Origin of the sequence: Nocardia sp. NPDC101769 (assembly GCF_044766925.1) — a bacterium.
GTDB lineage: Bacteria > Actinomycetota > Actinomycetes > Mycobacteriales > Mycobacteriaceae > Nocardia.
In genome coordinates this window covers 59,391-84,930 of the sequence record NZ_JBIWMX010000030.1, presented here as the reverse complement: position 1 = coordinate 84,930, position 25,540 = coordinate 59,391, and the positions used below count along the sequence as shown (strand labels likewise).

Annotated in this window: 26 protein-coding genes and 1 pseudogene; 14 read left to right on the top strand and 13 right to left on the bottom strand. The window is 69.4% G+C overall.

Going from position 1 to position 25,540, the window contains the following annotated elements; translation table 11 throughout:
- Positions 1-1,182 (bottom strand): 2-deoxy-scyllo-inosose synthase, encoded by a 1,182-nt coding sequence (locus ACIRRA_RS35150; RefSeq protein WP_402777165.1) that lies wholly within the window; start codon positions 1,180-1,182, stop codon positions 1-3.
- A 295-nt stretch (positions 1,183-1,477) separates the two neighbouring features.
- Here ACIRRA_RS35150 and ACIRRA_RS35145 point away from each other — a divergent pair, with 295 nt between their 5' ends.
- Positions 1,478-2,266: a helix-turn-helix domain-containing protein gene (locus ACIRRA_RS35145; protein WP_402777163.1), complete on the top strand. Its 789-nt coding sequence runs from the start codon at positions 1,478-1,480 to the stop codon at positions 2,264-2,266.
- Here the strand turns inward: ACIRRA_RS35145 and ACIRRA_RS35140 are convergent, their stop codons facing one another.
- The 6 genes and pseudogenes from ACIRRA_RS35140 to ACIRRA_RS35115 form a co-directional block, all read right to left on the bottom strand.
- The gene (locus ACIRRA_RS35140; RefSeq protein ID WP_402777161.1) at positions 2,267-3,058 is read right to left on the bottom strand and encodes an alpha/beta fold hydrolase; all 792 of its coding nucleotides are present in this window, start codon (positions 3,056-3,058) and stop codon (positions 2,267-2,269) included.
- A 145-nt stretch (positions 3,059-3,203) separates the two neighbouring features.
- Positions 3,204-3,800 (bottom strand): GTP-binding protein, encoded by a 597-nt coding sequence (locus ACIRRA_RS35135; protein WP_402777159.1) that lies wholly within the window; start codon positions 3,798-3,800, stop codon positions 3,204-3,206.
- Positions 3,775-4,122 carry a DUF742 domain-containing protein gene (locus ACIRRA_RS35130; RefSeq protein WP_357008692.1) on the bottom strand — a complete coding sequence of 116 codons (348 nt, stop codon included), beginning with the start codon at positions 4,120-4,122 and terminating at the stop codon, positions 3,775-3,777. The genes ACIRRA_RS35135 and ACIRRA_RS35130 overlap by 26 nt, the downstream gene beginning before the upstream one ends.
- The gene (locus ACIRRA_RS35125; RefSeq protein ID WP_354832976.1) at positions 4,119-4,553 is read right to left on the bottom strand and encodes a roadblock/LC7 domain-containing protein; all 435 of its coding nucleotides are present in this window, start codon (positions 4,551-4,553) and stop codon (positions 4,119-4,121) included. Before ACIRRA_RS35125 ends, ACIRRA_RS35130 begins: the two co-directional genes overlap by 4 nt.
- A complete protein-coding gene (locus tag ACIRRA_RS35120; RefSeq protein ID WP_402777156.1) occupies positions 4,550-6,079 on the bottom strand; it encodes an ATP-binding protein in 1,530 nt (509 codons plus the stop codon). The genes ACIRRA_RS35125 and ACIRRA_RS35120 overlap by 4 nt, the downstream gene beginning before the upstream one ends.
- 395 nt (positions 6,080-6,474) lie before the next feature.
- A pseudogene (locus tag ACIRRA_RS35115) lies at positions 6,475-6,875 on the bottom strand (ABC transporter substrate-binding protein); the annotation flags it as partial.
- A 59-nt stretch (positions 6,876-6,934) separates the two neighbouring features.
- Here ACIRRA_RS35115 and ACIRRA_RS35110 point away from each other — a divergent pair.
- Both ACIRRA_RS35110 and ACIRRA_RS35105 read left to right on the top strand, forming a co-directional pair.
- A complete protein-coding gene (locus ACIRRA_RS35110) occupies positions 6,935-7,048 on the top strand; it encodes a hypothetical protein (RefSeq protein WP_402777242.1) in 114 nt (37 codons plus the stop codon).
- Positions 7,049-7,217: 169 nt separating this feature from the next.
- Positions 7,218-8,189, top strand: coding sequence for an aldo/keto reductase (locus tag ACIRRA_RS35105; protein WP_402777154.1), 972 nt, complete (start codon positions 7,218-7,220; stop codon positions 8,187-8,189).
- On the opposite strand, the gene ACIRRA_RS35100 is transcribed toward ACIRRA_RS35105, so the two are convergent.
- The 3 genes from ACIRRA_RS35100 to ACIRRA_RS35090 all read right to left on the bottom strand — a co-directional run bounded on the left by ACIRRA_RS35100 (position 8,186) and on the right by ACIRRA_RS35090 (position 10,329).
- Positions 8,186-8,929, bottom strand: coding sequence for an aquaporin (locus ACIRRA_RS35100; RefSeq protein ID WP_402777151.1), 744 nt, complete (start codon positions 8,927-8,929; stop codon positions 8,186-8,188). The genes ACIRRA_RS35105 and ACIRRA_RS35100 overlap by 4 nt on opposite strands.
- Before the next feature lie 84 nt (positions 8,930-9,013).
- Positions 9,014-9,454, bottom strand: a complete 441-nt coding sequence (locus tag ACIRRA_RS35095; protein ID WP_402777240.1) for a helix-turn-helix domain-containing protein — start codon at positions 9,452-9,454, stop codon at positions 9,014-9,016.
- Between the two features lie 116 nt (positions 9,455-9,570).
- A complete protein-coding gene (locus ACIRRA_RS35090) occupies positions 9,571-10,329 on the bottom strand; it encodes a hypothetical protein (RefSeq protein ID WP_402777149.1) in 759 nt (252 codons plus the stop codon).
- 108 nt (positions 10,330-10,437) lie between these two features.
- Here ACIRRA_RS35090 and ACIRRA_RS35085 point away from each other — a divergent pair, with 108 nt between their 5' ends.
- On the top strand, positions 10,438-10,947 hold the full coding sequence (locus ACIRRA_RS35085) for a hypothetical protein (RefSeq protein WP_402777147.1): 510 nt from the start codon (positions 10,438-10,440) through the stop codon (positions 10,945-10,947).
- A gap of 164 nt (positions 10,948-11,111) precedes the next feature.
- Here ACIRRA_RS35085 and ACIRRA_RS35080 read toward each other — a convergent pair whose 3' ends face one another.
- The gene (locus tag ACIRRA_RS35080; RefSeq protein WP_402777145.1) at positions 11,112-12,155 is read right to left on the bottom strand and encodes a LysR family transcriptional regulator; all 1,044 of its coding nucleotides are present in this window, start codon (positions 12,153-12,155) and stop codon (positions 11,112-11,114) included.
- Positions 12,156-12,224: 69 nt separating this feature from the next.
- On the opposite strand from ACIRRA_RS35080, the gene ACIRRA_RS35075 reads away from it, so the two are divergent.
- The 4 genes from ACIRRA_RS35075 to ACIRRA_RS35060 all read left to right on the top strand — a co-directional run bounded on the left by ACIRRA_RS35075 (position 12,225) and on the right by ACIRRA_RS35060 (position 16,146).
- Entirely contained in the window at positions 12,225-12,971 is a 747-nt protein-coding gene (locus ACIRRA_RS35075; RefSeq protein WP_402777144.1) for an SDR family NAD(P)-dependent oxidoreductase, read from the top strand.
- Between the two features lie 15 nt (positions 12,972-12,986).
- Positions 12,987-13,127 (top strand): hypothetical protein, encoded by a 141-nt coding sequence (locus ACIRRA_RS35070; RefSeq protein ID WP_402777142.1) that lies wholly within the window; start codon positions 12,987-12,989, stop codon positions 13,125-13,127.
- Positions 13,128-13,134: 7 nt separating this feature from the next.
- The gene (locus tag ACIRRA_RS35065) at positions 13,135-14,460 is read left to right on the top strand and encodes a family 1 glycosylhydrolase (RefSeq protein ID WP_402777140.1); all 1,326 of its coding nucleotides are present in this window, start codon (positions 13,135-13,137) and stop codon (positions 14,458-14,460) included.
- Positions 14,461-14,781: 321 nt separating this feature from the next.
- Positions 14,782-16,146: a family 1 glycosylhydrolase gene (locus tag ACIRRA_RS35060; RefSeq protein WP_402777138.1), complete on the top strand. Its 1,365-nt coding sequence runs from the start codon at positions 14,782-14,784 to the stop codon at positions 16,144-16,146.
- A gap of 20 nt (positions 16,147-16,166) precedes the next feature.
- Here the strand turns inward: ACIRRA_RS35060 and ACIRRA_RS35055 are convergent, their stop codons facing one another.
- Positions 16,167-16,844, bottom strand: a complete 678-nt coding sequence (locus tag ACIRRA_RS35055; RefSeq protein WP_402777136.1) for a MerR family transcriptional regulator — start codon at positions 16,842-16,844, stop codon at positions 16,167-16,169.
- 100 nt (positions 16,845-16,944) lie between these two features.
- Between ACIRRA_RS35055 and ACIRRA_RS35050 the strand changes: the two genes are divergently transcribed.
- Positions 16,945-18,675 (top strand): GMC oxidoreductase, encoded by a 1,731-nt coding sequence (locus ACIRRA_RS35050; RefSeq protein WP_402777134.1) that lies wholly within the window; start codon positions 16,945-16,947, stop codon positions 18,673-18,675.
- A gap of 113 nt (positions 18,676-18,788) precedes the next feature.
- On the opposite strand, the gene ACIRRA_RS35045 is transcribed toward ACIRRA_RS35050, so the two are convergent.
- Positions 18,789-19,253, bottom strand: a complete 465-nt coding sequence (locus tag ACIRRA_RS35045; RefSeq protein WP_357008657.1) for a hypothetical protein — start codon at positions 19,251-19,253, stop codon at positions 18,789-18,791.
- Between the two features lie 237 nt (positions 19,254-19,490).
- Between ACIRRA_RS35045 and ACIRRA_RS35040 the strand changes: the two genes are divergently transcribed.
- The 5 genes from ACIRRA_RS35040 (at position 19,491) to ACIRRA_RS35020 (ending at position 25,461) form a co-directional block, all read left to right on the top strand.
- Complete coding sequence (locus ACIRRA_RS35040; RefSeq protein WP_402777133.1) at positions 19,491-20,048, top strand: DUF2599 domain-containing protein; 558 nt, start codon at positions 19,491-19,493, stop codon at positions 20,046-20,048.
- 127 nt (positions 20,049-20,175) lie between these two features.
- Positions 20,176-21,456 (top strand): aminotransferase class V-fold PLP-dependent enzyme, encoded by a 1,281-nt coding sequence (locus ACIRRA_RS35035; protein WP_402777132.1) that lies wholly within the window; start codon positions 20,176-20,178, stop codon positions 21,454-21,456.
- A 2-nt stretch (positions 21,457-21,458) separates the two neighbouring features.
- Positions 21,459-22,709: a heavy-metal-associated domain-containing protein gene (locus ACIRRA_RS35030; protein WP_402777238.1), complete on the top strand. Its 1,251-nt coding sequence runs from the start codon at positions 21,459-21,461 to the stop codon at positions 22,707-22,709.
- On the top strand, positions 22,706-24,127 hold the full coding sequence (locus tag ACIRRA_RS35025; protein WP_402777130.1) for a decarboxylase: 1,422 nt from the start codon (positions 22,706-22,708) through the stop codon (positions 24,125-24,127). The genes ACIRRA_RS35030 and ACIRRA_RS35025 overlap by 4 nt, the downstream gene beginning before the upstream one ends.
- Positions 24,127-25,461 carry a pyridoxal-phosphate dependent enzyme gene (locus ACIRRA_RS35020; protein WP_402777128.1) on the top strand — a complete coding sequence of 445 codons (1,335 nt, stop codon included), beginning with the start codon at positions 24,127-24,129 and terminating at the stop codon, positions 25,459-25,461. The genes ACIRRA_RS35025 and ACIRRA_RS35020 overlap by 1 nt, the downstream gene beginning before the upstream one ends.
- The last annotated feature ends 79 nt before the right edge of the window (positions 25,462-25,540 follow it).

Here is a 25,540-nt window from a genome sequence, read left to right as displayed (position 1 = left end):
CTACCCGACCACGACCGGCGCGGACGCCGACGGCTGGGCGATCACGTCGAGGGCGGCGCGGATCTCGCGCACCGCCACCGGCACCAGCGGCAGGTCGCCGGTGCACTCCGGGCGACCGAGCGCGCGCAGCAGCACGAACGGCACCAGATCGGGCCGGGGCGGCAGATAGCCCTTCTTGTTGTCGTCGGCGACCACCGTGAGCACATCGTCGATGCGTACTGAATCCGGCAGCGCGGGCTCCACTCCCAGACCGGTGACGATCTCGTAGTGGACGCTCACCTCGTCGTCGGACAGCCACCCGCGCGCGTGCGAGATGTGCGCGGCCACCAGCATTCCCAGCGCAATCGCAGCGCCGTGCGGCAACCCGGCCGCGCCGCGCACGCGATGATCGCAGATCTCGATGGCGTGGCCGACGGTGTGCCCGTATTCGAGGACCAGGCCGGCGCCTCGCTCGTACGTGTCGTCGCGGGTGACCGCGGATTTCGCGGCAATGCTGGCGTCCAGCAGCCACAGCAGCGAATCGGGTGCGGTCATATTCCCGATGACCTCCCGCAACCCCGCCAGGGCGGACGGGTCGATCGCGAGGCAGTTCTTCGCCATTTCGCACAGGCCCGAGCGCAATTCACGCTCAGGCAGGGTGGTGAAGAACTCGACGTCGGTGAATACCGCCTCCGGCGCGTAATAGGTGCCCAGATGGTTTTTGCCCACGCCACTGTTGATGGCCTGCTTGAGCGAGAGCACCGAATCCATCGCGGCGATGGTCGTGGTCGGCACGTGCACCAGCCGCACACCCCGGAACAGCAGATTCGCCATCAGCCCCGCCAGATTTCCGGGCACGCCACCACCGAAGGACACCACCACCGAACGCCGCGTGACGCCCGCGCGCAAAGCGGTTTCCAGGTGGCCGGACAGGCATGTCAGCGTTTTCATCGACTCGCCGGACGGATGCGAAAGGATCAGGGACGGAATCGATCCGGCCAGCCGGTCGATATCACGGCGGTAGCGGGACAGCACCTCGTCATCGGTGATGAATACCAGCCGGTCCGCGCCCAGCGCGGCGATGGCCGCACCGATCTCGGTGACGCAGTCGCGGCCGAAATAATAGGGAAACGATTGTTCCCCGATCACTATCGGGCGCGACCGCAGCCCCGATTCGTCGCCCGACAATGAATTACTGGCCATTTCCGGTGCCGCTCCTCGCTATTCGCCGATACCGCCCCATCGACTCCCCGGCCGGCGCCGCTGCCGTCCCTCGCACGGCCAATATCGAATGCGAGCTCGCCGTTTGGCAACCGCTCGGATACCCCAGTCATGAGCACGCGAATTCGCGAGCACCACTGCGCGAAACAGGCTTCCTCACCGCGACCACCGGCGGTGGTACCGCCGAGTCAGGGCACCCCGGCTCGTCGTTCCACCGCACCCGGCGGCGGGCGGGCACCTAGGGTGGAGGCACGCTGATCTGTTCGAGGGGATGCCGTTGGCCGACAACGAATTCGGGCTGCTGACCGCCGAGGGGCTGCGCGCGCCCACGCTGGCCGAGTTCGTGCGCGAACGGCGCGCACGGGCCACCGGCCGGCATCCGGCGGGCCTGACCCGGAAGCAGCTGGCCGAAGCCACCCACGCCAGCCTGGGCTATATCGCCAAGATCGAACAAGGTGAGGCGCTCAATCCCGGCCCGGCCATTCTGGATTCGCTGGCGGCCGTGCTGGAACTGGATGTGGCCGAGCGCATCCACCTCTACCACCTGGCCCAGCAGCGCCCGGCCGTGTCGTCCGTGCGGGCGCTGCGCGGCGGGGATCCGGCGGTGCGCCCGATGCGCACAATTCTGGACGCGCTGCTGCCGCATCTGGCGGCGGCCCTCGACGACGGCTGGCACGTGGTGGCATCCAACAGCGCCTTCGACGCGGCCCTGCCGGGATTGTCGCGGCAGGGGCACGTGCTGCGGTGGATGTTCACCGACCCGCGGGCACGCCTCGTGGTCGAGGAGTGGGAGCGCGAGGCCCGGCTGATGGTCGGGCGCTTCCGCGCCTACGCCGCCGGGACCCGCGACCGCGACGGTATCGACCGGCTGCTGCGGGAACTGGGCGAGCAGCCCGACTTCCGGCGGCTGTGGACCGCGGGGCATGTGCACATCGGCCGCCACGACCCCACCTTCACCCTGCGCGATCCGCGCACCGCCACCGTGTTCGACGTGCGGGTGCAGCGCTATCGCGGGACCGCGCCGGGCCCGGCGCACCAGCTGTTCCTCGGGCTGGTCGAGACCTGATCAGGACGGCAGGGCGGCGAGGAACTCCCGCAGCAGCGCGTTGACCTCGCCGGGGTGGGTGAGGTTCGGTGTCATGGCGGCCCCGGCGATGGTGTGGACCGGGGCCGGACTGCCCAGCGCGGCAGCCAGTTCCGCGACCTCCTCGGCGCTCGTGGCCTGATCGGCCAGCCCGCGGATCACCAGCGCCGGACAGGCGATGTCGCCGAGCAACTCGCGCACCGAGTCACGGTTGACCAGGCATTCGCCCGCCAGCCGCATCCGATTACGCGGTGCGGTGGCCCATTTCGCCCGCCACGGCTGCTGATCGTCGGCGGTGGCCCCGATCATGAGCGAGCACACCATCTTGATGGTGGGCCCCGGTGTCGCGCTGCTCGCCCACATGTCGAGCACCTCGCGATACCCGGCGCGCCGCTGCGGCGTCATGGCCTCCGCGCTCGACCCGATCACGATCAGCCCCGCCACCCGTGGCCGCGCCAGCAGCGCCATGCGCACGGCCGTGAACCCGCCGTGCGCGACCCCGCCCGCCACGACGCGCTCCAGGCCCAGCTCGTCCACCACCGCCCAGGCGTCACGGGCGAGATCCCAGTAGCTGAACGGGGTTTCGTCGTCCTCGCTGGCCCCGTGCCCACGCGAATCGATGGCGATGATCCGGTAGTCGGGCGCGAGCGCGTCCATCTGCGGGGCGAACATCTCCTGGTCCATGAACAGGCTGTGCCCGAACACCACCGCCGGCCCCGGCCCGCCGGTATCGGTGTAGTGGATCTTGACCGATCCGCGGCTCGCAAACGGCATTCCGAAACTCTTTCGCTTCACCCGGCAGGAAGCGCTCACCGTAGCGCAGATTCCAGCTCGGATGGATGGCGTTGCGAGATGCGTCACGCAGGCGGCCGGGCCGGGCCTTTCACCACGAATGATGTTCTGCCCGTGGAAAATACGGCTAGACGCGCGGCTCCAACAGATACTCGACCAAGGTGATCAGCGATTGCAGGCACGGATTGCGGTCCCGGGCGTCGAGCCGCATCAGCGGCGTGCCCTGGTCGAGGTCCAGCGCATCGCGGACCTCGTCGAGCGAATGCTTGGGCGCGCCCTCGAAGTCGTTGACGGCCACCGCGAACGGCACACCGCGCTCCTCGAGGATGGACAGCGATTCGTCGGCCTTCTCCAGCCGGCGGGTATCGACCAGCACCAGCGCGCCCAGCGCGCCGACGGCCAGGTCCTCCCAGATGGGCACGAAGCGGCGCTGGCCGGGCGTACCGAACAGGTACAGCGCCAGACGCGGATTCAGGGTGATGCGGCCGAAGTCCATGGCCACCGTGGTGGTGGTCTTGCCCGGCAGCCCGGCCATATCGTCGACGCCGACGCTGGCCTCGGTGATCGTCTCCTCGGTGCGCAGCGGCCGGATCTCCGACACGCTGCCCACGAACGTGGTCTTCCCGACGCCGAAGTTTCCGGCCACCAGCAACTTTACGGTGCGGGTGACGGTCTGCGGCACATAGTCGACGACGCGCTCATGCGGAGAGAGCGCGGAGTCCATCGAGTACCTCCTCCAAGAGGGCTTTGCCCGGCAGCGCTTCCACCGGGGTCGGGACGGCCAAATGGCCGCTGTCCAGCAGATCCGCCACCAGGATCTTCACGACCGACGGCGGCAGGTCCAGATAGGCCGCCAACTCGGCCAGCGTCAGCACGCCGCGGCGGGCGAGCTGGATGATGCGGCGGGCGTCGGGCGACGCGCCGGGAGCCGGATCGGCCACCGCGACAACCAGACTGACCAGATCCAGCACCCGCGTCGGGCGCGATCGGCCGCCGGTGCGCACATACGCCCGGACCAGATCGGGGTCGCGCCGCGGCCGACTCATGAGCGCGGCAGATCCGCCCTGGTCCGCGACATACTGCCGAGCTCGCGCCCGACCCGCAGGGCCAGTTCGTTCATCCGGTGCGCGACCAGGCTGACATCGACGTCCTGGGTGGTCGAAACACCCAGCAGCGCACCGGCTCCGGCGGCGGTGATGAAGATCATGCCGTCGGCGTACTCGGTCATGTTCTGGCGCACCGCATTGTCGGAGGTGCCGCCGCAGAACTCGGCGAGCGCCTTGCCTAGGGCCCGCAGGCCGGAGGCGGCCGCGGCGAAACGCTCGGCGTCGTCGATGCTCACGCCACCCGTGTGGGCGATGCGCAGGCCGTCCTCGGATAGCAGGACGGCGAACCGGACCCCCGGCGCTTCGAGATCGTCCAGCAACCAGGCCAGCCGGTTGGTGTCACTGACGGCCGTCGCGGGCGTACCGGTCACGATGTCATCCCTTCGGAGTGCTCGAACGCGGCCGCTCGACCGCGCTGGGAGCCGCTGTGCCAGGCAGCGGCGATGTCGGGTCGCGCGGATGTCGAATCCACGACGACCGGGCGCACGGGTGTCGCCACCGACACCGACGCCGAGCGGCGGCGCCGCTTGGGCAGGCCGCCGGGAGTGAGTTCCTGAGACACCGAATCCATCGCCACCACCGTGGGTTCCGGGTCGGGTGCCGGAATCCGGGCGGGCGCCGGCACGGGGGTCGGGGCAGCAACGGCCACGGGTGTCGGGGCGGGCGCGGCCAGCAGGGTCTCCGGAATGAAGACCATGGCGCGCATGCCGCCGTACATATTGGGGCCGTCGATGTAGACGGAGAAGCCGTAGCGGCGCGCGAGTGCGGCCACGCCGGGGAAGCCGACGCGCGGGGTCGGGCCCAGCGCATGGATGTCGACGAGCTGGTCGCCCGCGAGGACGCGGCGGGTCTCCTCGAGCTGCTCGGGATTCATCCGCACACCGGCGTCGTCGATGATCACCGTGATGCCGTGGTGGCCCTCCTGGAAACCGATGTCCACGTAGGAGGTCGGCGGCGAGTAGCGCAGCGCGTTGTCGAGCAGCGTCGCGACGGTGTGCACCAGCGGCTCCACCGCGCGGCTCACGACCGGGCGGTCGAGTTCGGTGGCGCGCACCCGGGTGTAGTCGCGGACCCGGCCGGTGGCGCCGCCCACCACGTCGGTGAGGGTCTGCTGCGGCCAGCGGCGGCCGGGCAGGCCACCACAGACGATCACATAGGACTGCGCCTGGCGGATCATCTGCTGCACGGAATGGTCGATGCGGGTGAGCGTTTCGAAGGTCTCGTCATTGCGGTGCTGACGCAGCGCGGCGCTGAGCACCTGGCTGACGTCCGCGCCGAGGCTCACCACCGAGGCGCCGAAGGCGCGCACCGCGGCCGAGGTGGCCTCGCGGGCGGAGCCCTCCACCTGGGCGCGGGCGCTGTCGGCGGCCTCGGCGACCGCGCTGCGCGAGGCCTCCCCGGCCTGCGCGACGGCGACGCGGGCGGCCTCCTCGGCCTGGGCGATGGTCAGCTGAGCCACCTCCTCGGCCTGGGCCACCGCGGTCTCACGCTCGGATTCGGCCTGCGCCACCGCGAGCTGCGCTTCGGTCTCGGCCTCGCGCCGGACCCGGTCGCTGGTCTCGGCGGCCACCTTCTGCAGCTCCTCGCCGCAGCGGGCGGTCCACTGCCACACCAGCTCCGCGATGCGCGACTGCTCGAGCACGATCGGCAGGTCCACGGTGGGGTTGTCGGGGTCCGAGCGACGGACGGCCGCGCCGATGGCGGGCACGACGTTCTCGGTCAGGTTCACGATCATGTCCTCGACCGCGACATCGCGGTTGGCCTGCTCCTCGCGCAGGGCGGCAACCCGCCCGCGTTCGGCGCGCATGGCACGCCACAGAAACAGCAGCCCGACCACGGCGAATAGCAGCGCGGCAGCAAGAACCCAGGAAAGCAGCACGGCGTTGTCTTGATTCATCAATTCTCTTGTCGTCCGGCCGATCCTGAAATCGGCGGAGCCACCATAGCAGAATCCTCTGTCTCCCCTAACCTTTCGGTATCTCCGAGCAAACCGCAACCCGGAGCCCCTGCAGCTCACAGCATTTCCCCCGATTTGCATCCTGAAGCCCCGGTGCGGAAGGACCCGTTCAGCCGGGCGACCCGAACCCGAGGTCCACGGCCTACCAACTGGTCACTCGACCACCGCCCCGGGTTCCGCGCTCTCCCCGCCCCTGGTGCGCGCCCCCAGCCCTGCTCGCACGCCAGCAACCTCCCGGTTGCGGCAGCAAAATGGCCAATGGCATTCGGTGGAGACCGCTTCGGCAAATCGTCTCTGCCGGATGCCACGCGGCGACGGGCGCTGCTCGTGCGGCCTCAGCCCGCGGCGGCCGCCGTCGTGGCAGTGACAGCATCGGCGATCCAGGGAACGACCGCACATCGATCCGCCGGGGCAGCAAGCCGTTGGCCGTCAGCAGGTCCGCCGCGCGCTGTTGCTCATCGAGGAACTCCGCGGTCACCGGACCGACGCCGAAGGGCCGGCCACGCGGGGGCGGCCTCCCGGGCGTCGAGTTCACCGCTGCGCAGCAGGTTTCCACCATCGTGGATATCGGTGTCCACCGGTTCGATTTCGGCCCAGCCGAGACCGGGTCCAGGGCGAACAGCAGCAGGGTGGTCTGCCGGGACCCGTGGGCGATGCCCACCCGCTTGCCCTTCGGGTCCGCGACGGTCTCGATGCCGCTGCCGGCCAGGGCGACCAGGCGGCCGTTCTCGATGCGCGCCCTACGACGAGGGCACCACCCGATCCGCCTCCACCCCGGCCGAACTCCGGCGCGAGCTGGTCCGCACCCGCGAACGCGGTTACGCCTACAACGACGAGGAACTCGACCCCGGCTTCCGCACGCTGGCCGCCCCATCCAGACGCCCGGCGCGCCCTGCCGGTTCGCGCTGAGGCTGCGCGGAACGACCACGCTCATGAGTCCCGAACGGCTCCCGTTCCTGGTCGATCTGGCCAAGATCACCGCCGCCGACTGGCAGGTGCGCCGATCCATCTGGCAATCAATGGATTTCATTCGAATTCGGATTGGTCGGTGGCGGGCGCGGCTGACACGATGGGCGGCATGCGTGAACAGCGGCTCGGGAATGGTGTGACGGTGTCGGCGATCGGCCTGGGGTGTATGGGGTTCTCCCAGGGGTACGGGGCGGCCGACGACGGCGAGTCCGCCGCGGCCATCCGGGACGCGGTGGACGCGGGGATCACCGTGTTCGACACGGCGATGAGCTATGGGCGCGGGCACAATGAGCGGCTGGTCGGACAGGCGCTGGCGGGGACGAACGCCCTGGTGGCCACCAAGTTCGGGATCGTGCGGACCGAGACCGGCGTGGGACTCGACGGCAAGCCCGAGCATGTGCGCGGCTACTGCGAGGAATCGCTGCAGCGGCTCGGGCGCGAGGTGATCGACCTGTACTACCTGCACCGGATCGACCCGGAGGTGCCGGTGGCCGAGACCGTCGGAGCCATGGCGGAATTGGTGAAGGCCGGAAAGGTGCGGCACCTGGGCATCTCGGAGGCCACCCCGCAGCAACTGCGGGAGGCGGTGGCGGAGCACCCGATCGCGGCGGTGCAGTTCGAGTGGTCGATGCTGTGGCGCGCACCCGAACGCGATATCGTCCCGGTGGCACGCGAACTCGGGGTCGGGATCGTGCCCTACAGCCCACTCGGGCGCGGATTACTCACTGCCACACTGGATTCTGCCACGGTCGCCGACAGCGACTTCCGGCGCAATGACCCGCGCTTCCAGGGCGAGCATCTCGACGAGAATCTCGCGCAGGTGGCGGCGCTGCGGGACCTGGCCGCGCGCCTGGGCATCTCGGCCGGGCAACTGGCGCTGGCCTGGCTGCTGGCGCAGGGACCGGACATCATGCCGATTCCCGGCAGCCGCCGCTCGGCGCGCATTCTGGAGAACGCCGCTGCCGCCGCGGTCGAGCTCAGCGCCGAGGATCTCGCCGAGCTCGACAAGCTGGTCCCGCCCGGAGGCTGGTCGGGCGACCGCGCCTCCTTCGCGGTCCCCTCGACGACGCGCCACCCCTAGTCGGTCCCGGCCGGCCGGTACAGCAGGGTCATCAGGCTCGAACCGGCGAGGCCGCCGACGATCTGGGCCGCGGCGAACGCGGGCACCGAGGCCGGGGCGATGCCCGTGAAGGAGTCCGAGAGCATGCGGCCCACGGTGAGTGCTGGGTTTGCGAAGGAACCCGAACTGGTGAACCAGATGGCCGAGCCGAGGTACGCGGCCAAGGCCGCGGCGCTCGTACCGCGGCCTTGGCGGGCGGCGGCGAAGCCCACGGTGATCAGCCCGGCGGCGGCGAGGATTTCGCCGAGCAGGTGGCCGCCGGTGACACGATGGTGCGTCGCGATCTGGAGTGGAGTGCGGTCGAACATGGCGTTGGCCAGCAAGGCACCGACGATCGCGCCCGCGCACTGCGCCGACATGTAGGCTCCCAGTTCCCGGATGCCGAGCCCGGTGCGCTGCCGCCGCCCGCCGAGCCAATCCGCCAGTGACACCACGGGATTGAGGTGGGCGCCCGAAATCGGGCCGAACGCCAGGATCAGCACGGCCAGGCCGAGGGCGCTCGCGGTGGAGTTCTCCAGCAGCTGCAGTCCGAAATCGCCGGGCGAGAGCTGTTCGGCCGCGATCCCGGAGCCGATCACGACCGCCGCCAGCTCCGCGGTTCCGGCGAACTCGGCTGCCGAGCGCCGCGCCAGCGACAGTCCGGCCTCGGCGGGCGCGGTGTCGGAGGCGGGATCGATCAGCGGACGTTCGTGGTTCGGCACCCGGACACGGTGGCAGACCAGCGCTTGCGCAGGACCGCATCGCCGCAAGATATTTCGTATATCAGGCGCGGCCGGGTTCGGCGATCAATCGACCCCGCCGCCGACCTCGGGCAGACCCTCGGTGACGCGCAGGCGATCGGCCATGGAGGTCAGCAGGTTCTGGGACTCCTCGCTCAGATCGAAGGCCCGCGTGGACAGTTTGCGCAGGCCGTGGAACTGCAGCCCGGCGATCAGTTCGGAGTCCCGGTCGGCGGCGGTGGTGTAGGCGTCGTCCGCGAAATAGGCCGACCGGACCCGGAAGAAGCGGGCCAGCGCGGCAATCGTCTCGCGAGAGGGGTCGGTGCGCACGCCCGAGCGCAGCTGGCTCAGATAGGGCTTGGAGATGGGGTGGCCCCACGCGGTCAGCTGGGCGGCCACCTCGGAGTTGGTGTGTGGGCGCTCGCCCGGGGCGGGCACGACCTCGAAGAGCCTGTTGAGCCGGGCCGCGAATCCGGGCGCGGGGACGGTGGTCGGGGTGGCGTGCAGTTCGGCGACGCGGTGCGGGATGCGGGCGTAGAGCCGTTGCAGCGCGGGCTCGTTCAGCGACGACCGCTCGAGCAGCTCGGCGATGCGGGCCACCGGGTCCGGGGCGCGGTCGGGGCTCATTCGGCCGCCTCCTTGCCGTCGAGGCCGGTCATCCAGCCGTGGTCGCCTTTCAGTCGGGCCCAGCGCTGTTCGACCGCCTTCACCGACGGGAAGTCGAACAGATGCTGGACTTCACGGCCGGTCAGGCCCATGGCCTTGCCCCACACCAGCCCGCGGTCGCGGTCGCCGAGCTCGGCCAGGCGGCTGCGGAACGCCAGCCGGTCCACCACCGAACCGGCTACGTCCTCGGCGGAGGCCAGCACCTCCATCAGGTCAGGGCCATCCTCGGTCACGATGGTCACCGGGGCCGCGGCCTGGAACTGGTAGAGGTCGCCCGTGCGGCGGCTGCGGCGGAAGTGCTCGACGAAGGCCAGCACACACGCGCCGATGAAGTAGCTGCCCAGGCTGAGGCCGCGGTCGGCATTCCAGCCGTCGCCGTCGCGGGCATTGCGGCGGAAGCGCTCCAGCGCGCGGGTGATGGTCTCCTGCACGAAGTCCTCGGTGAAGCGGGTCTCCACCAGCAGTCGTTCCTGCGCGGTCGGGCGAAGCGGCATGCGCTTCTGCTCGGCCACCGAGAAAATCCAGCCGCTGCGTACCCACGGCCCCAAAACGGCCAATGCGTGGCGAACCAGACTGTCCGCCAGCAGTTTCCAGGCCGGCCCCTCGAATCCGGCCTTGCGGACCAGCTCGAACAGCTCGTGCTCGGCCACGCATCTCTCGGGATCGGTCATGTCGTCGGTGTCCTCACCCAGCACCTCCTGATCGCTGACGACCACGTTATAGGTGCGGCAAACCCGCCGCCCCCCTTTCAGCTAATGGCCAGTATCCGCGAGTGTGTAAATCCTTCCTTGACAGAAGTTCTCGCGTAAAGGCAGCATTTACACATGAGTGATCCCCGACACAGAGACCCCGCCGACGAGCGCGCGGTCCTGGCAAAACTGTTGTCCACCAATGCCGAATTCGTCGCCGAGGTGCTGCGGCCCGGCGACGGCAAGCCCGCACCCTCGGTCATGGCGGCGCTGCGCGCGGCCCGCAGCCTCGACGGCGTCGTCGACGACGTACTGCGCTCCCTGGTCCGCCAGGCCCGCGACGAGGGCCGCACCTGGGCCGAGGTCGGCGAAATCTTCGGCACCTCACGCCAAGCCGCATTCCAGCGCTTCGGCGGGCCCGCCGCGGGTATCCAGATCCCGCCGGTACCGCCGGTCCCGCCCATGCCCGAGATGCCACCCATGCCGCAGCCGCCCGACTGGGCGAAAATGCCTGGCATGCCGAAGATTCCGGGCTGGCCCTTCGGCGGGCCCGGGCAACCGGGCGGTCCGGACCACCCGCAGCACCGCGGCCCCGGCCGACCGGGCTGGGGCCCGAACCCGCGCGGCGACGAGCCCGCCGAGTGAGCGTCCTCGCCGTGTCCGCCACCGAGACCGCGCGCGCCCGCCTATACGACCTGCGGGAATCCGGAGCGGCCCAACGTGTCTCGTGAACGATCGTTCCCGAGACATGGGTGCCGTGCAGGCATTGCACCATGAACAGCGTGGCCCGTGCGAGTTGCCAGGTGGGGCTACTTCCTCGCCGGAGTCGTAGGCGCAGTGGCGCTTCGTGATTTCCTCAGACCGGCACGCACGAATGCGTCCGGTTCGGCCCGTCCAGTCTCGCTGAAGCTGAGGCAGTCTCGTTGATCTGAGGTATTCGCCGATTCGTCTCGTGTGCTCGAGGCGCCCCGGTCGAGGAGTCGGCCGCTTCGTGTAGCGACGAGGTCCGGTCTGCCATTGCGGCTGGTGATCCAGCGGCGAGCGTGATCCAGGAAGACTGCCAGGGCCGGCGAATCGGTTTCCGGCAGCCAGGCCAGGACCGCGGTGGTCAATTCGGCATCTGCGACCGGCAGGCAGACCAGGCTGCGCGGGACCTGGCCTGCGGCGGACTCGGGAAGAAGTGCCGTGGCGCGGTGTGCGGTGACGAGGTGAGTGAGCTCGCCGGTGTCGCGGATCAGAGGGCGATCTTCCGTGCCCGGTCCGGGAGTCGTCTCCGGCCACCGGGCGATCGGTTCGCCCGCGAGATCGGACATGGACACCATGTCCCGCGACGCCAGCGGATGATCGGGGGCCAGGATCGCGATCTGGGGCTCGGTGATCAGGTCGAGGGTGCGCAGCCCGGCGAGATCATTATTCGGTCGATGCAGCAGCGCCACATCGGCGCGGCCGCCGTGCAGCATCGCTATCCGCTGGTCGACACTGTGCACGGTCTCGACAGGTACTGCGGAACCCACGCTGCGCACGATCTCGCCGATCACCCCGGCGCCGGTGCCCGCCTTCATTGCCAGTACCAAGTGGGTGTCCGTGCCTGCGCGCCGCGTGCGGCAGACGGCCGCGGTGACAGCGTCGAGCGCGCGAGTTCCCTCCCGCAACAAGACTTTTCCGCCGTCGGTGAGCTCGACATGCCGGCTGTTGCGGTGCAGCAACGCCACGCCCAAGCGCCGTTCCAGCCGGGCAATCGCCCGTGACAACGCGGGCTGGGCGATACCGACTCTTTGCGCGGCCCGCCCGAAATGCAGTTCCTCGGCGACGGCGACGAAATAGACCAGCTCCCGAGTCTCCAGCAGATCCATTCCTCCAAGGTATCGGTGCAGACCAACTCGGTCCTGGTGCCTGCGGCGCTGCTGTGTTGAGCTGGCGATATGACATCAGAACACACGCCGATCGCATTGATCACCGGCGCCAATCGCGGTATCGGCTACGAAATCGCCGCTGGACTGGGACATCTCGGCACGGCAGTGCTGGTGGGTGCTCGTGATTCGGACCAGGGCGAACGAGCCGCTGCCCGGTTGCGTAGCGACGGCATCGACGCCCACGCGATCCGGCTGGATGTCACTACAGCTGACGACCCCACCGCCGCGGCCGAGTGGATCGCCACGCGACACGGGCGCCTGGACGTGTTGGTGAACAACGCCGGTATCGCCGGCCCTCGCCGAAACCAGCAGCCCGGCTCAGTCGAACTCGACACACTCCGAGCGGTGTTCGCCACCAACGTTTTCGGCGTTGTCGCCGTCACCGAAGCAATGTTGCCGCTTTTGCGACGTTCACGCCGCGGCCGCATCGTCAACGTCAGCTCCGGCCTCGGCTCGATCAGCCGCATGTCCGACCCGGAGGACTACTTCACCGGCCTGCCCGCGAATGTCGCCTACTCTCCGTCCAAATCCGCTCTCAACCACATCACCGTCCAATACGCCAAACACCTTGATGGCGACGGCATCAAGGTCAACGCCGCGGATCCCGGTCCCTGCGCGACCGACTTCACCAAGGATCTCCCCGGCGTGACCCGCACCGCCGCCGACGGCGCCCGCATCGCGATCCGCCTGGCGACTCTCGACGACGACGGGCCCACCGGCGGATACTTCGACGACGCCGGCCGGGTTTCCTGGTGAGCGGCGACGAGCCCGGTGCGCGGTCAGCTTGGCGCGCTGGCCTCCCGCTATCTCGACGTCGTGCCCGGACCGGACTATTCGGCCGAACCCCGGGTCGTGTGGGCGCGCGTCGGCAATAATGCCGGACGCCTGCCCGATTCGCTGCCTGCCGAATGAGGAGACCATGCGTACGCACGCCCGCCGCCATGCCGTCGCCGCCCTCGCCGTGGCCGCCACCGCTCTGCTCGCGACCGGCACCCCGGCCGGAGCGGCGCCCGCCCCGTCGGACCTGCCCGCACTGGGCTCCGACTTCCACTGGGGTGTGGCCGCGGCGGGGTTCCAGAACGAAGGCCATGCGCCCGACAGCAATTGGCGCCGGTACGTGGACACCCACCCGGATTACGACCGCTACGGCGACAGCGTCGACTTCTACGACCGGTATACCTCCGATATCGCGCTGGCTGCGAATCTGGGCGTCGACACCTACCGGCTCAGCATCGAATGGGCGCGGGTGCAACCGCAGCCGGGGGTGTGGGACGAGGACGGATTCGCCTTCTACGACACGGTGATCGCGGCCATCCGGGCCGCCGGAATGCGGCCGATGATCACCCTCGACCACTGGGTGTATCCGGGGTGGGAAGCCGATCGCGGCGGGTGGGCGAATCCGGGCATGGTCGAGGACTGGCTGGCAACCATGCGCACGGTGGTCGACCGCTACGCCGGCGACGACCCGATGTGGGTCACCATCAACGAGCCCTTCGCCTACATCATGAACGAGGTCCGCAACGGGGGGCTGCCCGCCGCCGACGTGCCGGCCATGCAGGCGCGACTCGCGCAGGCGCACAACAGCATCTACGACTACATCCACGCCCGCCAGGCCGACGCCATGGTGACCAGCAATGTCGCCTACGTGCCCGCCGCGGATCCGATCGTCAACGGCGCCATGCTCGATGCGATCGCAGCCAAGCTGGATTTCGTCGGCATCGACTACTACTACGGCCTGTCCCCCGACACGGCCGCCGAGTACACCAACTTCGCCTCGTCGGCGCTGTGGAAGCTGCCGCTGCAGGCCGATGGCCTGTACTACACGTTGCGCCACTTCGCCCACCGGTTCCCCGGGAAGCCGCTCTACATCGTGGAGAACGGCATGCCCACCGAGAACGGCGCGCTGCGCACCGACGGCTACACCCGCGCCGACGACCTGCGCGACACCGTCTACTGGCTGCAGCGCGCCAGGGCCGACGGCATGAACGTCATCGGCTACAACTACTGGAGTCTCACCGACAACTACGAGTGGGGTTCCTACACACCGCGTTTCGGCCTCTACACCGTCGACGTGCTGACCGATCCGAGCCTGACCCGCCGCCCCACCGATGCCGTGGACGCCTACCGCGCCATCACCCACGACGGCGGCGTGCCCGCCGGTTACCTGCCGACCCGCCCGCCCGCGACCTGCTCGCTGGTGGACGCCTTCGACAGCTGCGCCGACCCGGTCGCCCTGCCCCGCTGACTCCGTGACACGCTCGAACGCCGGCTGGTTGCACCGGACTGTGACTCCCCCTCGTGGAACTGCTTGGGCCACAGGCCGGTACGACTCGAACGGTAGGCGTGTACCGACCGGCTCCGACACCGCGGATCGCGCGCAGGCGGGTAATGTGGCTGGTGACGGCCCCGCACGGCTTTTCCGGACCGGAAAACCGGACGCCGACCGGGGGTCGGGGAGACCGGTCCCACACCGCGACACGCCCGCCGCTGCCCCGGAATTCAGTTAACCAGCAGCTACGCTCCGATTCGGGACATTCCTACCACCCGTCCCGGAGGAGGAGCCCCGATGCGCAGACGACTGCACCGCCTCGTCCTGGCCTCGCTCGCGGCCGCCGCGATGCTGCTCCCGGTGGCGAGCATCGCCCACGCCACCCCGGCCACGCCGCCGCCCGCGGCCGGCACGCGCGGCAGCCTGGGCCCGGACTTCCTGTGGGGCGTGGCCGCGTCGGGATTCCAGTCCGAGGGGCATGCGCCCGACAGCAACTGGATGCAGTACATCGACGCCAATCCCGGCTGGGACCGCTACCGCGACTCCATCGACTTCCGCTCCCGCTACCCCAGTGACATCGCCCTGGCCGCGAGCCTCGGGTCGAAGGTGTTCCGCATCGGCATCGAATGGGCACGGCTGCAGCCCGAGCCCGGGGTCTGGGACGAGGACGGGTTCGCCTTCTACGACCGGCTCGTCGACGACATCGTGGCCAATGGCATGGAACCCATGCTGACACTGGACCATTGGGTGTATCCGGGCTGGGAGGCCGAGCGCGGCGGCTGGCGCAATCCGGGCATGGTGGACGACTGGCTGGCCAATGCCCGCAAGGTGGTCGACCGCTACACCTCGCGAAATCCGGTGTGGGTCACGGTGAACGAGCCGGTCGCGTACATCATGCACGAGGTGCGCCACAACGACACCGACGCCGACCAGATGCTCGACGATGTCGCCCAGGTGCACAACCAGATCTACGACTACATCCACCAGGTGCAGCCCAAGGCGCTGGTCACCAGCAATGTCGGGTATGTGGCCGGTTCGGAGTCGCAGGTCAACGGCCCGCTCATGGACCGCATCGGCGGCAAGCTCGACTTCATCGGCGTGGACTACTACTTCGGCCTCGAGCCGCCCAGGTCCAATGCCGTCAACCTGCCCGACGGTTCGGGCGCGCCGCCGGCCGGGATGTGGGAGCTGCCCATCCGGCCCGAGGGCATCTACTATGCGCTGCAACACTATTCGCAGAAGTTCCCGGGCAAGCCGCTGTGGGTGGTGGAGAACGGGATGCCCACCGAGAACGGCAAGCCCCGCGCTGACGGTTACACCCGCTCGGATCACCTGCGCGACACCGTCTACTGGCTGCAGCGCGCCAAGGCCGACGGCATGAACCTCGTCGGCTACAACTACTGGAGTCTCACCGACAACTACGAGTGGGGTTCCTACACACCGCGTTTCGGCCTCTACACCGTCGACGTGCTGACCGATCCGAGCCTGACCCGCAAACCCACCGACGCCGTGGACACCTACCGTCAGATCATCACCGCCGGCGGCGTGCCCTCCCGTTACGAGCCGGTGCGCTTCCCCTCGGACTGCCATCTGGTGGATCCGCCTGCCAGCTGCGATTCCCCCGTCACCGTCCCCAGCGCGGCCCCGGTCCCCGCGCCCTGATCCGGCCGCCGCGGCGGGGTTCAGCGGCGCGGTTCACGCACCGCGCGTTCGATCTCCTCCACCAGGGTGACCCCGCCGACCTCACGGGCCGCGGCCCGGAACCGGTCGCGGAAGCGGTCGAGATCCAGGTCCACGCCCTCGCCGCTGTACTCCGCACCCGAGGCCTCGCGAATGACGCGGATCATCTCGTCGGCCAGGGTCGCGATATGGGTGCGGATCAGCTTGCGCAGTACGCCCGACAGGGCGATGTCGGTGCCCACGTCGTAGAGGATGAGCGCCCCGGTGAGCATGGCCGGTTCGGGCACCCGCCAGCGCTCGCCCACGCACTCCAGGTAGCCCGCGGCGAGCAGATCGTCGAGGATTTCCGGGCGGCGATCGCCGAGCAACTTGGTCAGGGCCTCGTCGTCGAGGATCGTGCCGGTGTCGACCTCGGCGCTGTAGCGCGGATCGAAGACCTCACGCCAGTCGCCGTCCGCGGGTACCTCGGCCTCGAACACCTCGCGGATCGCGTCCAGGCGCAGCCCGCGCGCCTGCATGGCGGTGATGGCGCGCAGCCGCTCGAGGTGTTCGGGACCGTAGACGGCTTCCTTACCGGCCCGGCCGGGCCGGGGTAGCACGCCGACCGAGTGGTAGTAGCGGATGGTGCGGGCGGCCACACCGCTGAGTTCGGCGAGTTGCAGACGGCTGTATCGATCCACCCGAACAGCATAGATACCGCTACCAATGGACGTTGACAGTTACAACTGTCCGCATTAGCGTAACCGCCGCCACACTGTCGACGACGACAAGGGAGATTCCATGACCCAACGCGACACCGATTTCGACGTGCTCATCGTCGGGTCAGGATTCGGCGGCAGTGTGAGCGCACTGCGCCTGACCGAGAAGGGCTACACCGTCGGTGTACTCGAGGCCGGTCAGCGTTTCGCCGACGACCAGCTCCCCGACACCAGCTGGGACCTGCGCAAGTTCCTGTGGGCGCCGAAGCTGGGCTGCTTCGGGATTCAGCGCATCCACCCGCTGCGCGATGTCCTCATCCTCGCGGGCGCGGGCGTGGGCGGCGGCTCACTGAACTACGCCAACACCCTCTACGTGCCCCCGGCCCCGTTCTTCCAGGACCCGCAGTGGCGCGAGATCACCGACTGGCACGACGAACTCATGCCCTACTACGACCAGGCCCGCAAGATGCTCGGCGTGGTCACCAACCCGCACATGACCCCCGCCGACGAGGTGTTCAAGCAGGTCGCCGAGGACATGGGTGTCGGCGACACCTTCGTGCAGACCCCGGTCGGGGTGTTCTTCGGCGAGGCGGGCAAGACCGTGCCCGACCCGTTCTTCGGCGGCGCGGGCCCGGACCGCACCGGCTGCATCGAATGCGGCGAGTGCATGACCGGCTGCCGCCACAACGCCAAGAACACCCTGGTCAAGAACTACCTGTACCTGGCGGAAAAGGGTGGCGCGCAGGTGTTCCCGATGACGACGGTCACCACCGTGCGCCCGCTGCCCGACGGCACCTGGGACGTGGAGACCGAGCGCACCGGCGCCTGGCTGCGCAAACAGCCCAAGACCTACACCGCCAAGCACGTGGTGCTGGCCGCCGGCACCCGCGGCACCCAGCAGCTGCTGTTCGCCATGCGCGACCGTGGTGTGCTGCCACAGCTCTCGCCGCGGCTGGGCGTGCTGACCCGCACCAACTCCGAGTCCATCGTGGGCGCGGCCACCCGCAAGGTGAACCCGGATGTGGACTTCACCCGCGGCGTGGCCATCACCTCCTCCATCCACCCCACCCCCGACACCCACATCGAGCCGGTCCGCTACGGCAAGGGCTCCAACTCGATGGGCCTGCTGCAGACGCTCATGGTCGACGGCGGCGGCAAGATCCCGCGCTGGCTGCGGTTCCTGTGGACGGTGCTGCTGCACCCGCTGACGCTGCTGCAGTTCCTGTCGGTGCGCAACTGGAGCGAGCGCACCATCATCTCGCTGGTCATGCAGCATCTGGACAACTCCATCACCACCTACACCAAGCGCGGCCTGTTCGGGCGCAAGCTGACCTCCAAGCAGGGCCACGGCGAACCGAATCCGACCTGGATCCCGGTCGGCAACCAGGTCACCCGCGCGGTCGCGGACAAGATCGGCGGTGTCGCCGGCGGTTCCTGGGGTGAGGTGTTCAATATCCCGCTGACCGCCCACTTCCTGGGCGGCGCGGCGATCGGCGCGGACGCCGACCACGGTGTCATCGACCCCTACCACCGCGTCTACGGCTATCCGACCCTGAGCGTGGTCGACGGCGCGGCGGTCTCGGCGAACCTGGGCGTGAACCCGTCGCTGACCATCACCGCGCAGGCCGAGCGCGCGGCGGCACTGTGGCCCAACAAGGGCGAGGCCGACACCCGCCCGTCCCAGGCCGCGGGCTACACCCGTATTGCACCCGTTGCACCGGTACAGCCGATGGTCCCGGCGAGCGCCCCGGCGGCGCTGGTGCTGCCGATCGTCGAGATCCGCAGCGGCGGGACCGAATCCACCCCCGCCTGATCCGACACCGGCTACAGCACAGGCCCGTCGATCGTTTCCGATCGGCGGGCCTGTGCCGTCGCGCTGGTCAGCGCCGTGACACTGCGCTGGTGAGCGCTGTGACACCGCGTGGATCACCGGGCGTGGATGTGGGCGAATCCCATTGGGGAGGTGGGCGGCGGGACGTCGCCGACGGGCGCGCGGAATTCCTGCAGCGCGGCAAGCACATCCACGTGGCGGGCGGCGTAGCAGCGCACCTGTGGCAGGGCGTGGGCGACCTCGCTGCGCTCGAGCGGTTCGGCGTCGATGTAGCCGACCTGGTCCAGGCCCACGCCCAGGGTTTCGGCGATGCGGGTGATGGCCGCGGACTTGCGGCCCCAGCCGACCTCGACGGCGGCGAAGCGCTCGGCCACGCCGTGACGGCGCAATTGCTCTACCGTCCAGGCCCATTCGCCGCGGGAGGCGACGGCGTGCATGACGCCGCGCTCGTTGAGGATGCGCAGTGAGCGCGCGGCCTCGGCGCGCAGCGCGCCGGCGGTGGAGTCGCAGACCACCCCGTCCCACAGGGTGTTGTCGCACTCCCACACAAGCAATTTCACAGTCGCGGCGTTCATTGTTCCCCTGCCAGTCAGCAACCATCCGGTACCAAGGGTGCCGGGCGGTCCCCTCTTTCACGAACCGCCCTGCGCGTGACATCGTAGGTGCTGTCTGGGCCAATGCACCAGCGCAGGCGTACTCGGAACGCCGACGTTCCTAGCTACCCGCGAGTACGGTATGCGCGTAATCGCCGCTGGTAGCGTCGGATCCAGGCAGGACCGATCGGAAGGAAGGGGCGAATGCCCATGCGGCGGCGCTGGAAACTCGCGGGTGGCTCGCCCGTGCTCGCGCTGACACTGGTACTGACCGGTTGCGGGGCGGCCGAGGATTCGCCGCCGGTGGTGGTGAGTTCGCTGACGCTGGCGCCGCACCCCTCGACGGTCGCCGTCGCCCCGCCCTCCGCGTCGTCCCCGGCCACCGGCACACCCCAGCCCACCGGTTCGTCCGCGCCGATCACACCGGGGGTGCCGACGGTGGACCCGTTCCCGGATCAGGCGCTCATCGACCACACCGAATGGACCGACGACTCCGACGGCCGCCGGTTACGGGTCTATCCGACGCAGGCCGGGCGCGCCGACACCTTCCCCGCCGCGCTGGGGCGGGCCTGGCAGGAGGTGCTCACCTCCGCGCCCGACGCCGACACTCCCGGCATGTACGACCAGTTCCGCTGCCACTGGGAGTGGGCGCGGGTGGTCGCACCGGACAAGACCAGCTGGAATCTCGAACCGTGGCGGCCCGCGGTGGGTTACGACGCGACCGTGGCGGCCCTGTGCAATCCGGGCGGACCCGACCGCTGAGCGGTCGTTCGATGCGGTCACGAAGCCGTACCGACGAAAGCTGTTGCCCGCGAGAACCTTCGAGCGCACCGCAAATGTGCGTATCGTTGGTGGCGTCCAGCGCGAACTCCTGGGAGGGAGGGTTCTGGTGCGCGCCTCCGCATCCGCGACCTCTACGCCCACGCCGCCGGCCGCCGCCCACGGACCGGCGCGCCCGCCGCTGCGCGGGCTCTTCCCCGCGCTGACCGAAACCTCCGACGTCTACCTCGATTCGGCGTCCACCACCCAGAAGCCGCTGCCGGTGATCCGCGCGGTGCACCGGTATCACAGTGAGCGCACCGCCAATGCCGGACGCGGCACCTATCCGTGGGCGAACAGCCTGACCCATCGCATCGAGGCGGTACGCGAGCGGATGGCCGAATTCATCGGGGCCGCACCGGATGAGGTGGTGTTCACCGGCGGGTCCACGGCCGGTCTCAATGCGGTGGCACTGTCGTGGGCGCTGACGGCGCTGCGCGACGGCGACGAGATCCTCTACAGCCCACGCGATCACGCCTCGAACGTGTATCCGTGGCATCACCTGCGGCGGTTGCTGGGCGCGTTCGGGCGCACGATCCGGCTGGTGCCCTACCGGGTCACCGAGCTGGGCGAGGCCGATGTCGAGGATGTGGCCGCGCGGATCACCCCGCGCACCCGGCTGATCACCGTGGGGCATCTGCATCACGTGTTCGGGGCGCTGACCACACTCGAAGAGTTGCGCGGGCGCATCGATCCGGCGATCGCACTGTGTTTCGACTGCAGCCAGTCCGGCGGGCATCTGCCGGTGCGAGTGGCGGAGTTGGACGCGGATTTCGCGGTGTTCTCCGCGCACAAGATGTTCGGGGCGCCCGGGACCGGTGTGCTGTACTGCCGCCGCCGGCGCCATGGTGAACTGGCACCGTTCCTGCCGGGCGGCAATTCGGCGGTGTCGCTGGGTGATTCGGGGCTGCTGGCCGGTTCCATGCCGCGGTTGCTGGAGGGCGGCACCCACAATATCCCCGGCATTCTCGCGCTCGGCGCGGCCCTCGAGGTGCTCGACGACCTGGGCCTGGACGCCGTCGCTGCCCACAATCGGGCGCTGACACAGCGGCTGATCGCGGGCCTGCGCCCGATACCGGGCGTGGAGTTCCTGCCGGGTCCGGCGCACGCGCCGTGCGAAACCGGCTACGGGATCGTGTCGTTCACCCTGGAGGGGATCAGCGCCACCGATCTCGGGTTCGTGCTCAGCGAGCTCGGGTTCCTGGTGCGCACCGGCGCGCACTGTGTGCCCGCCGACGATGTGCCGAGGGACGAGGACTCGGTGCGGGTCAGTACCCACGTCTACAACACCGTCGACGAGATCGACCGGTTCACCGAGTGTGTCGCCACGATCGCCGAGGAGGTCTCTTGACCATGTCCGGCCCCGAACCCCGCTACGACCGGCGTGCCGCTTCCCGGGTGCTGGCCGCGCTGGCCCGGCCCGGCCTGGGCGCGCCCCCGGTGCTGCCGCCACCGCGGCGCGTCGAATACACGTGCGCGGCACTGCAATCGGAACCGGGCTCGCATCTGACGCTGTCGCAGCGGCTGTACCTGGAACGGTTCATGCGCCCGTGCCGCGCCGACCAGGTGACCAGCGCGACCCATCGCATCGCCTGGACCGACAGCGACGGCATCCCCAATACCGGACACTACCGCGTGGGCGGTCTGGGCCCGATCGTGCCCATCGCCATGCGCGAGACGGTGCTGACGCTGTGGCATGCGCTGCAGGCCGATACCGCACTGGCCCGGCGCATGTCGGAGCTGACGCCGCGTAACCAGGCGGTGCTCGAGGGCACCACCACCGATCACGAGCCGTCCGACATCTTCCGGGTGGGTATCGAGGCGGCGGGGCGGGCGCTGGCCCAGCACGCGCTGCTGGCGCGGTGGACGCCGTATCGGACGCCGGCCGAATTCGCCGCCGGCATGCGGGATTCGGGGATATACGGGGCGGTGGCGACGCGCTGGTATTGGGAGCTGCAGGCCTCGAGCTACCGGCGCGGCATGATCGCGGTGACGTTGACCACCCAACCCGATGGGACCGTACGGTATTCGGCGGAGACGGTGGCGACGCTGCGCGCGATGAAGGACATGACCATCGCGGACGCGCACCGGGTCATGCGCCGCGCCACCCACACCGAGGGTTTGAGCGTGGCCGCGGCCATCACCAAATACCACGACGAGCTGGATCTGATCTCGCGTCAGTACGCGCTGCTGCCGCCCGGGACGCGCCCGGCGTGCCTGGCGGCCATGCCGCATCAGCTCGACGGGGAGCACTACAGCATCCTGCCGGTGGTCATCGATACCTTCACCAACGTGTTCATCCGCATCGTGGACCGGGTCACCGTCGCCGAGGTGGCGGCCGACACCGGTTCGGACACCATGGAACTCGCCGCCGAGGACCGGGTGTTCTATGTGCCCGACATGACCTGCAAGCACTGCATCCGCACCATCAGCGGGGTGCTGGAGTCGATGAGCGTGGGCGTGCAGGACATCGACTTGAGCAGCAAGCGGGTGGTCGCGGAGTTCCGCAGTCCTCGCAACCGCCATCGTGTGTTCGAGGCCTTGCGCGACAGCGGCTACAACCCGACCGCGGTCACACCCGCGACCACCGAATCCGCCGTATGACGGCTGCCGCACCGCCGGGGTTGCCGGCGAAGATGCATGCGCTCGTGCGGGAGTTCGTGGCCGCGCCGGACGCGGTGGCCGACGCGGTGGCCGAGTTCGGGTCGCCCGCACATCTGGTGTTTCCGCAGGTCTTCGCCGAGAACCTGGCGCGGTTGCGGGCGGAGCTGGCGGACCGGGTGCCGGGGTTCCGGATCTGCTACGCGCACAAGGTGAATCAGTCGCGGGCGTTCGTGGAGGCGGCGCGGGCGGCGGGCGCCGGGATCGACGTGGCCTCGGCGGCCGAGCTCGACAGTGCGCTGAAGGCCGGGTTCGAGCCGGAGCGGATCGAAGTGACCGGGCCCAAGGGCGAGGGGTTCGTGCGGGAGCTGGTGGGTAGCGGGGTGACGATCAACGTGGACAATGCGTGGGAGCTGGAACGCGTTGCGGCGCTGGCACCGACGCGGGTTCCGGTGCTGGTGCGGGTGTGCGGGTTCGCGGGGACACCGGTCAGCCGGTTCGGGGTGCCGCTGCATCGCATCGATGCCGTGCTGGCGCTGTTGGCGGCGCAGCGGGAGCGCATCGATTTCCGCGGGTTCGCCTTTCACCTGGATTCGGGGGAACCGGCCGAGAGGGTGCGGGCGGTGGAGGGTTGCCTGTCGTTGACCGAACGCGCCTACGGATACGGGCTAGCGCCGTCGGTGCTCGATATCGGGGGCGGGTTCCGGCAGGTGTTCACCGCGGACGCGGATGCGTTCGATGCGTACGTGCACGCGCTGCGGGAATCGCTGGTGGGGCGCGGGGAGCCGATGACCTGGGGCGGCAACACCTTCGGGTTCCATCTCGAGGACGGCGCGGTGCACGGGACACCGGTTTTTCACAAATATGCCAACATTGTGAGTGCCGACCGGATGCTGACAGATCTGCTGGATACGGGGTTGGAATCCCAGGGGGGCCGCACTTTTGCACAGCTGGCTGGGGAGAACTCGATCGAGATCTGGCTGGAGCCGGGCAAGGCGCTGGTCGACCATGCCGGAATCACGGTGGCGCGGGTGGAATTCGTGAAGGAGACCGCGGACGGCAGCACGCTGGTGAATCTGGATCTGAGCCGCGATACCGTCACCCCGGCCGATCAGGAGGTGATGGTGGACCCGATCCTGGTGCCCGCCCGCGATTCGGCCGACGCGAATTCCGGTGCGGTGGGAGTGTTCCTGGCCGGGCGGTTGTGCCTGGAGCGGGATCTGATCACCAATCACAAGGTGTGGCTGCCGAGGCTGCCCGCTCCCGGGGACTTCGTCGTCTTCCCCAATACCGCTGCCTACCACATGGATTTGTCGGCAGCGCGTGCATCCATGCATCCGGTGCCGCCGAAACTGGCCGTGGTGCAGCGGTCCGGGACGTTTTCGGTGGGCCGCGACGTCGACTGGTACGAGGTGCACTGATGCGCTACGACCACATCACCGAGCTGATCGGCAATACCCCTCTGCTGCGGCTGGATCCGGCCGTGCACGGGCTCGCGCACGTGGAGCTGTACGCGAAGCTGGAGTTCTACAACCCGTTCGGGTCGGTGAAGGACCGGGTGGCGTGGGGCATGATCCGCGACGACCTGGACGACATCGTCGCGCAGAAGAAGACCCTGATCGAGGCCTCGAGCGGCAATACCGCCAAGGCGCTGCGCATTCTGGCGGCCATGCACGGGATCGGGTTGCGGGCGGTGACCAATCGGATCAAGGTCGCCGAGGTACGGGAGTTGTTGCAGCTGCTGGGCACCGACATCGAGGAGCTGCCCGGATTATCGGAGTGCCCGGATCCGACCGCGCCCAACGACGTGTACTCGATCATCGAATCGACCATGGCGCGCACGCCCGGGGGCTGGTATCACCCATCGCAGTACACCAGCGAGAAGAACATCGAGGCCCACCATCACGGGACCGGGCGGGAGATCCACGAGGATCTGGCGCGCGACGGCATCACCCGGGTCGACTATCTGGTCGGCGGGCTGGGCACCACCGGGTCGACGCGCGGCACGGCGACGTTTCTGCGCAAACACAATCCGGAGTTGAAGACCATCGCGGTGGTGTCCGAGCGTTCCGATTTCATTCCCGGTATCCGCTCGGAGACCGAGATGTGGGATGTGGGCCTGTTCCAGCCCGATTTCTACGACCGCATCATGGCGATCGAGGCCGGCCGCGCGGTCGACGCGACGCTCGAACTGGCCACGACACACGGTGTGCTCGCCGGCCCCACCAGCGGCGCGACCTATGCCGCGGCCCTGGAGTTCCTCGGGTCCCTGGAACAGCCCGCCGCCCAGGCCGATCCGCTCATCGCGGTCGTCATCGTCTGCGATCGCCTGGAACCGTACCTGACCTACATCCGCAAACGTCGCCCGGAGCTGTTCGGCAGACCCGGGCGCGCGCCCGCCCCGACCGCGGACGAATTGTCGGCCACCCCGGCCCTGTCCCCCGATGAGCTCGAGCAGCTCGACCGCACCGCCCGCCCGACCATCGTCGATACCCGGGGCGCCATGGCCTACCGGATCGCGCACGTGCCGGGCGCAGTGAACATCCGCGACGATCACCTCGACGACATGCTCGCCCAGGGCGTCCCGTTCTCGCGTTCGCGCCCCGTGGTTTTCGTCTGCCCGGTCGGAGAGGTGTCGCTGCGCTTCGCGGCCCTGGCCCGCCGCGCCGGATACGACGCGCGCAGCCTCGCGGGCGGCATCACCGCGTGGCGGGATGCGGGCAAACCCATGGAATCCGCGCCGCGTCCCGAATGAGCTACGGGGCAGCCGATTCTCGGGCGGCCCCGACCGGTGCGGGCGTGTGCCGTAGTCGCAGCCGAGGGCGACCAGGACG

Excerpts from the sequence above, each read along its gene's own strand:
- ACIRRA_RS35020 (WP_402777128.1), top strand. The coding sequence starts at position 24,127 with ATGCGCTACGACCACATCACCGAGCTGATCGGCAATACCCCTCTGCTG.
- ACIRRA_RS35140 (WP_402777161.1), bottom strand. The coding sequence starts at position 3,058 with ATGCCGTTTGCGAGCCGCGGATCGGTCAAGATCCACTACACCGATACC.
- ACIRRA_RS35120 (WP_402777156.1), bottom strand. The coding sequence starts at position 6,079 with ATGAATCAAGACAACGCCGTGCTGCTTTCCTGGGTTCTTGCTGCCGCG.
- ACIRRA_RS35105 (WP_402777154.1), top strand. The coding sequence starts at position 7,218 with ATGCGTGAACAGCGGCTCGGGAATGGTGTGACGGTGTCGGCGATCGGC.
- ACIRRA_RS35050 (WP_402777134.1), top strand. The coding sequence starts at position 16,945 with ATGACCCAACGCGACACCGATTTCGACGTGCTCATCGTCGGGTCAGGA.
- ACIRRA_RS35065 (WP_402777140.1), top strand. The coding sequence starts at position 13,135 with ATGCGTACGCACGCCCGCCGCCATGCCGTCGCCGCCCTCGCCGTGGCC.
- ACIRRA_RS35040 (WP_402777133.1), top strand. The coding sequence starts at position 19,491 with ATGCCCATGCGGCGGCGCTGGAAACTCGCGGGTGGCTCGCCCGTGCTC.
- ACIRRA_RS35085 (WP_402777147.1), top strand. The coding sequence starts at position 10,438 with ATGAGTGATCCCCGACACAGAGACCCCGCCGACGAGCGCGCGGTCCTG.
- ACIRRA_RS35150 (WP_402777165.1), bottom strand. The coding sequence starts at position 1,182 with ATGGCCAGTAATTCATTGTCGGGCGACGAATCGGGGCTGCGGTCGCGC.
- ACIRRA_RS35025 (WP_402777130.1), top strand. The coding sequence starts at position 22,706 with ATGACGGCTGCCGCACCGCCGGGGTTGCCGGCGAAGATGCATGCGCTC.
- ACIRRA_RS35080 (WP_402777145.1), bottom strand. The coding sequence starts at position 12,155 with ATGGATCTGCTGGAGACTCGGGAGCTGGTCTATTTCGTCGCCGTCGCC.
- ACIRRA_RS35130 (WP_357008692.1), bottom strand. The coding sequence starts at position 4,122 with ATGAGTCGGCCGCGGCGCGACCCCGATCTGGTCCGGGCGTATGTGCGC.
- ACIRRA_RS35030 (WP_402777238.1), top strand. The coding sequence starts at position 21,459 with ATGTCCGGCCCCGAACCCCGCTACGACCGGCGTGCCGCTTCCCGGGTG.
- ACIRRA_RS35075 (WP_402777144.1), top strand. The coding sequence starts at position 12,225 with ATGACATCAGAACACACGCCGATCGCATTGATCACCGGCGCCAATCGC.
- ACIRRA_RS35135 (WP_402777159.1), bottom strand. The coding sequence starts at position 3,800 with ATGGACTCCGCGCTCTCTCCGCATGAGCGCGTCGTCGACTATGTGCCG.
- ACIRRA_RS35060 (WP_402777138.1), top strand. The coding sequence starts at position 14,782 with ATGCGCAGACGACTGCACCGCCTCGTCCTGGCCTCGCTCGCGGCCGCC.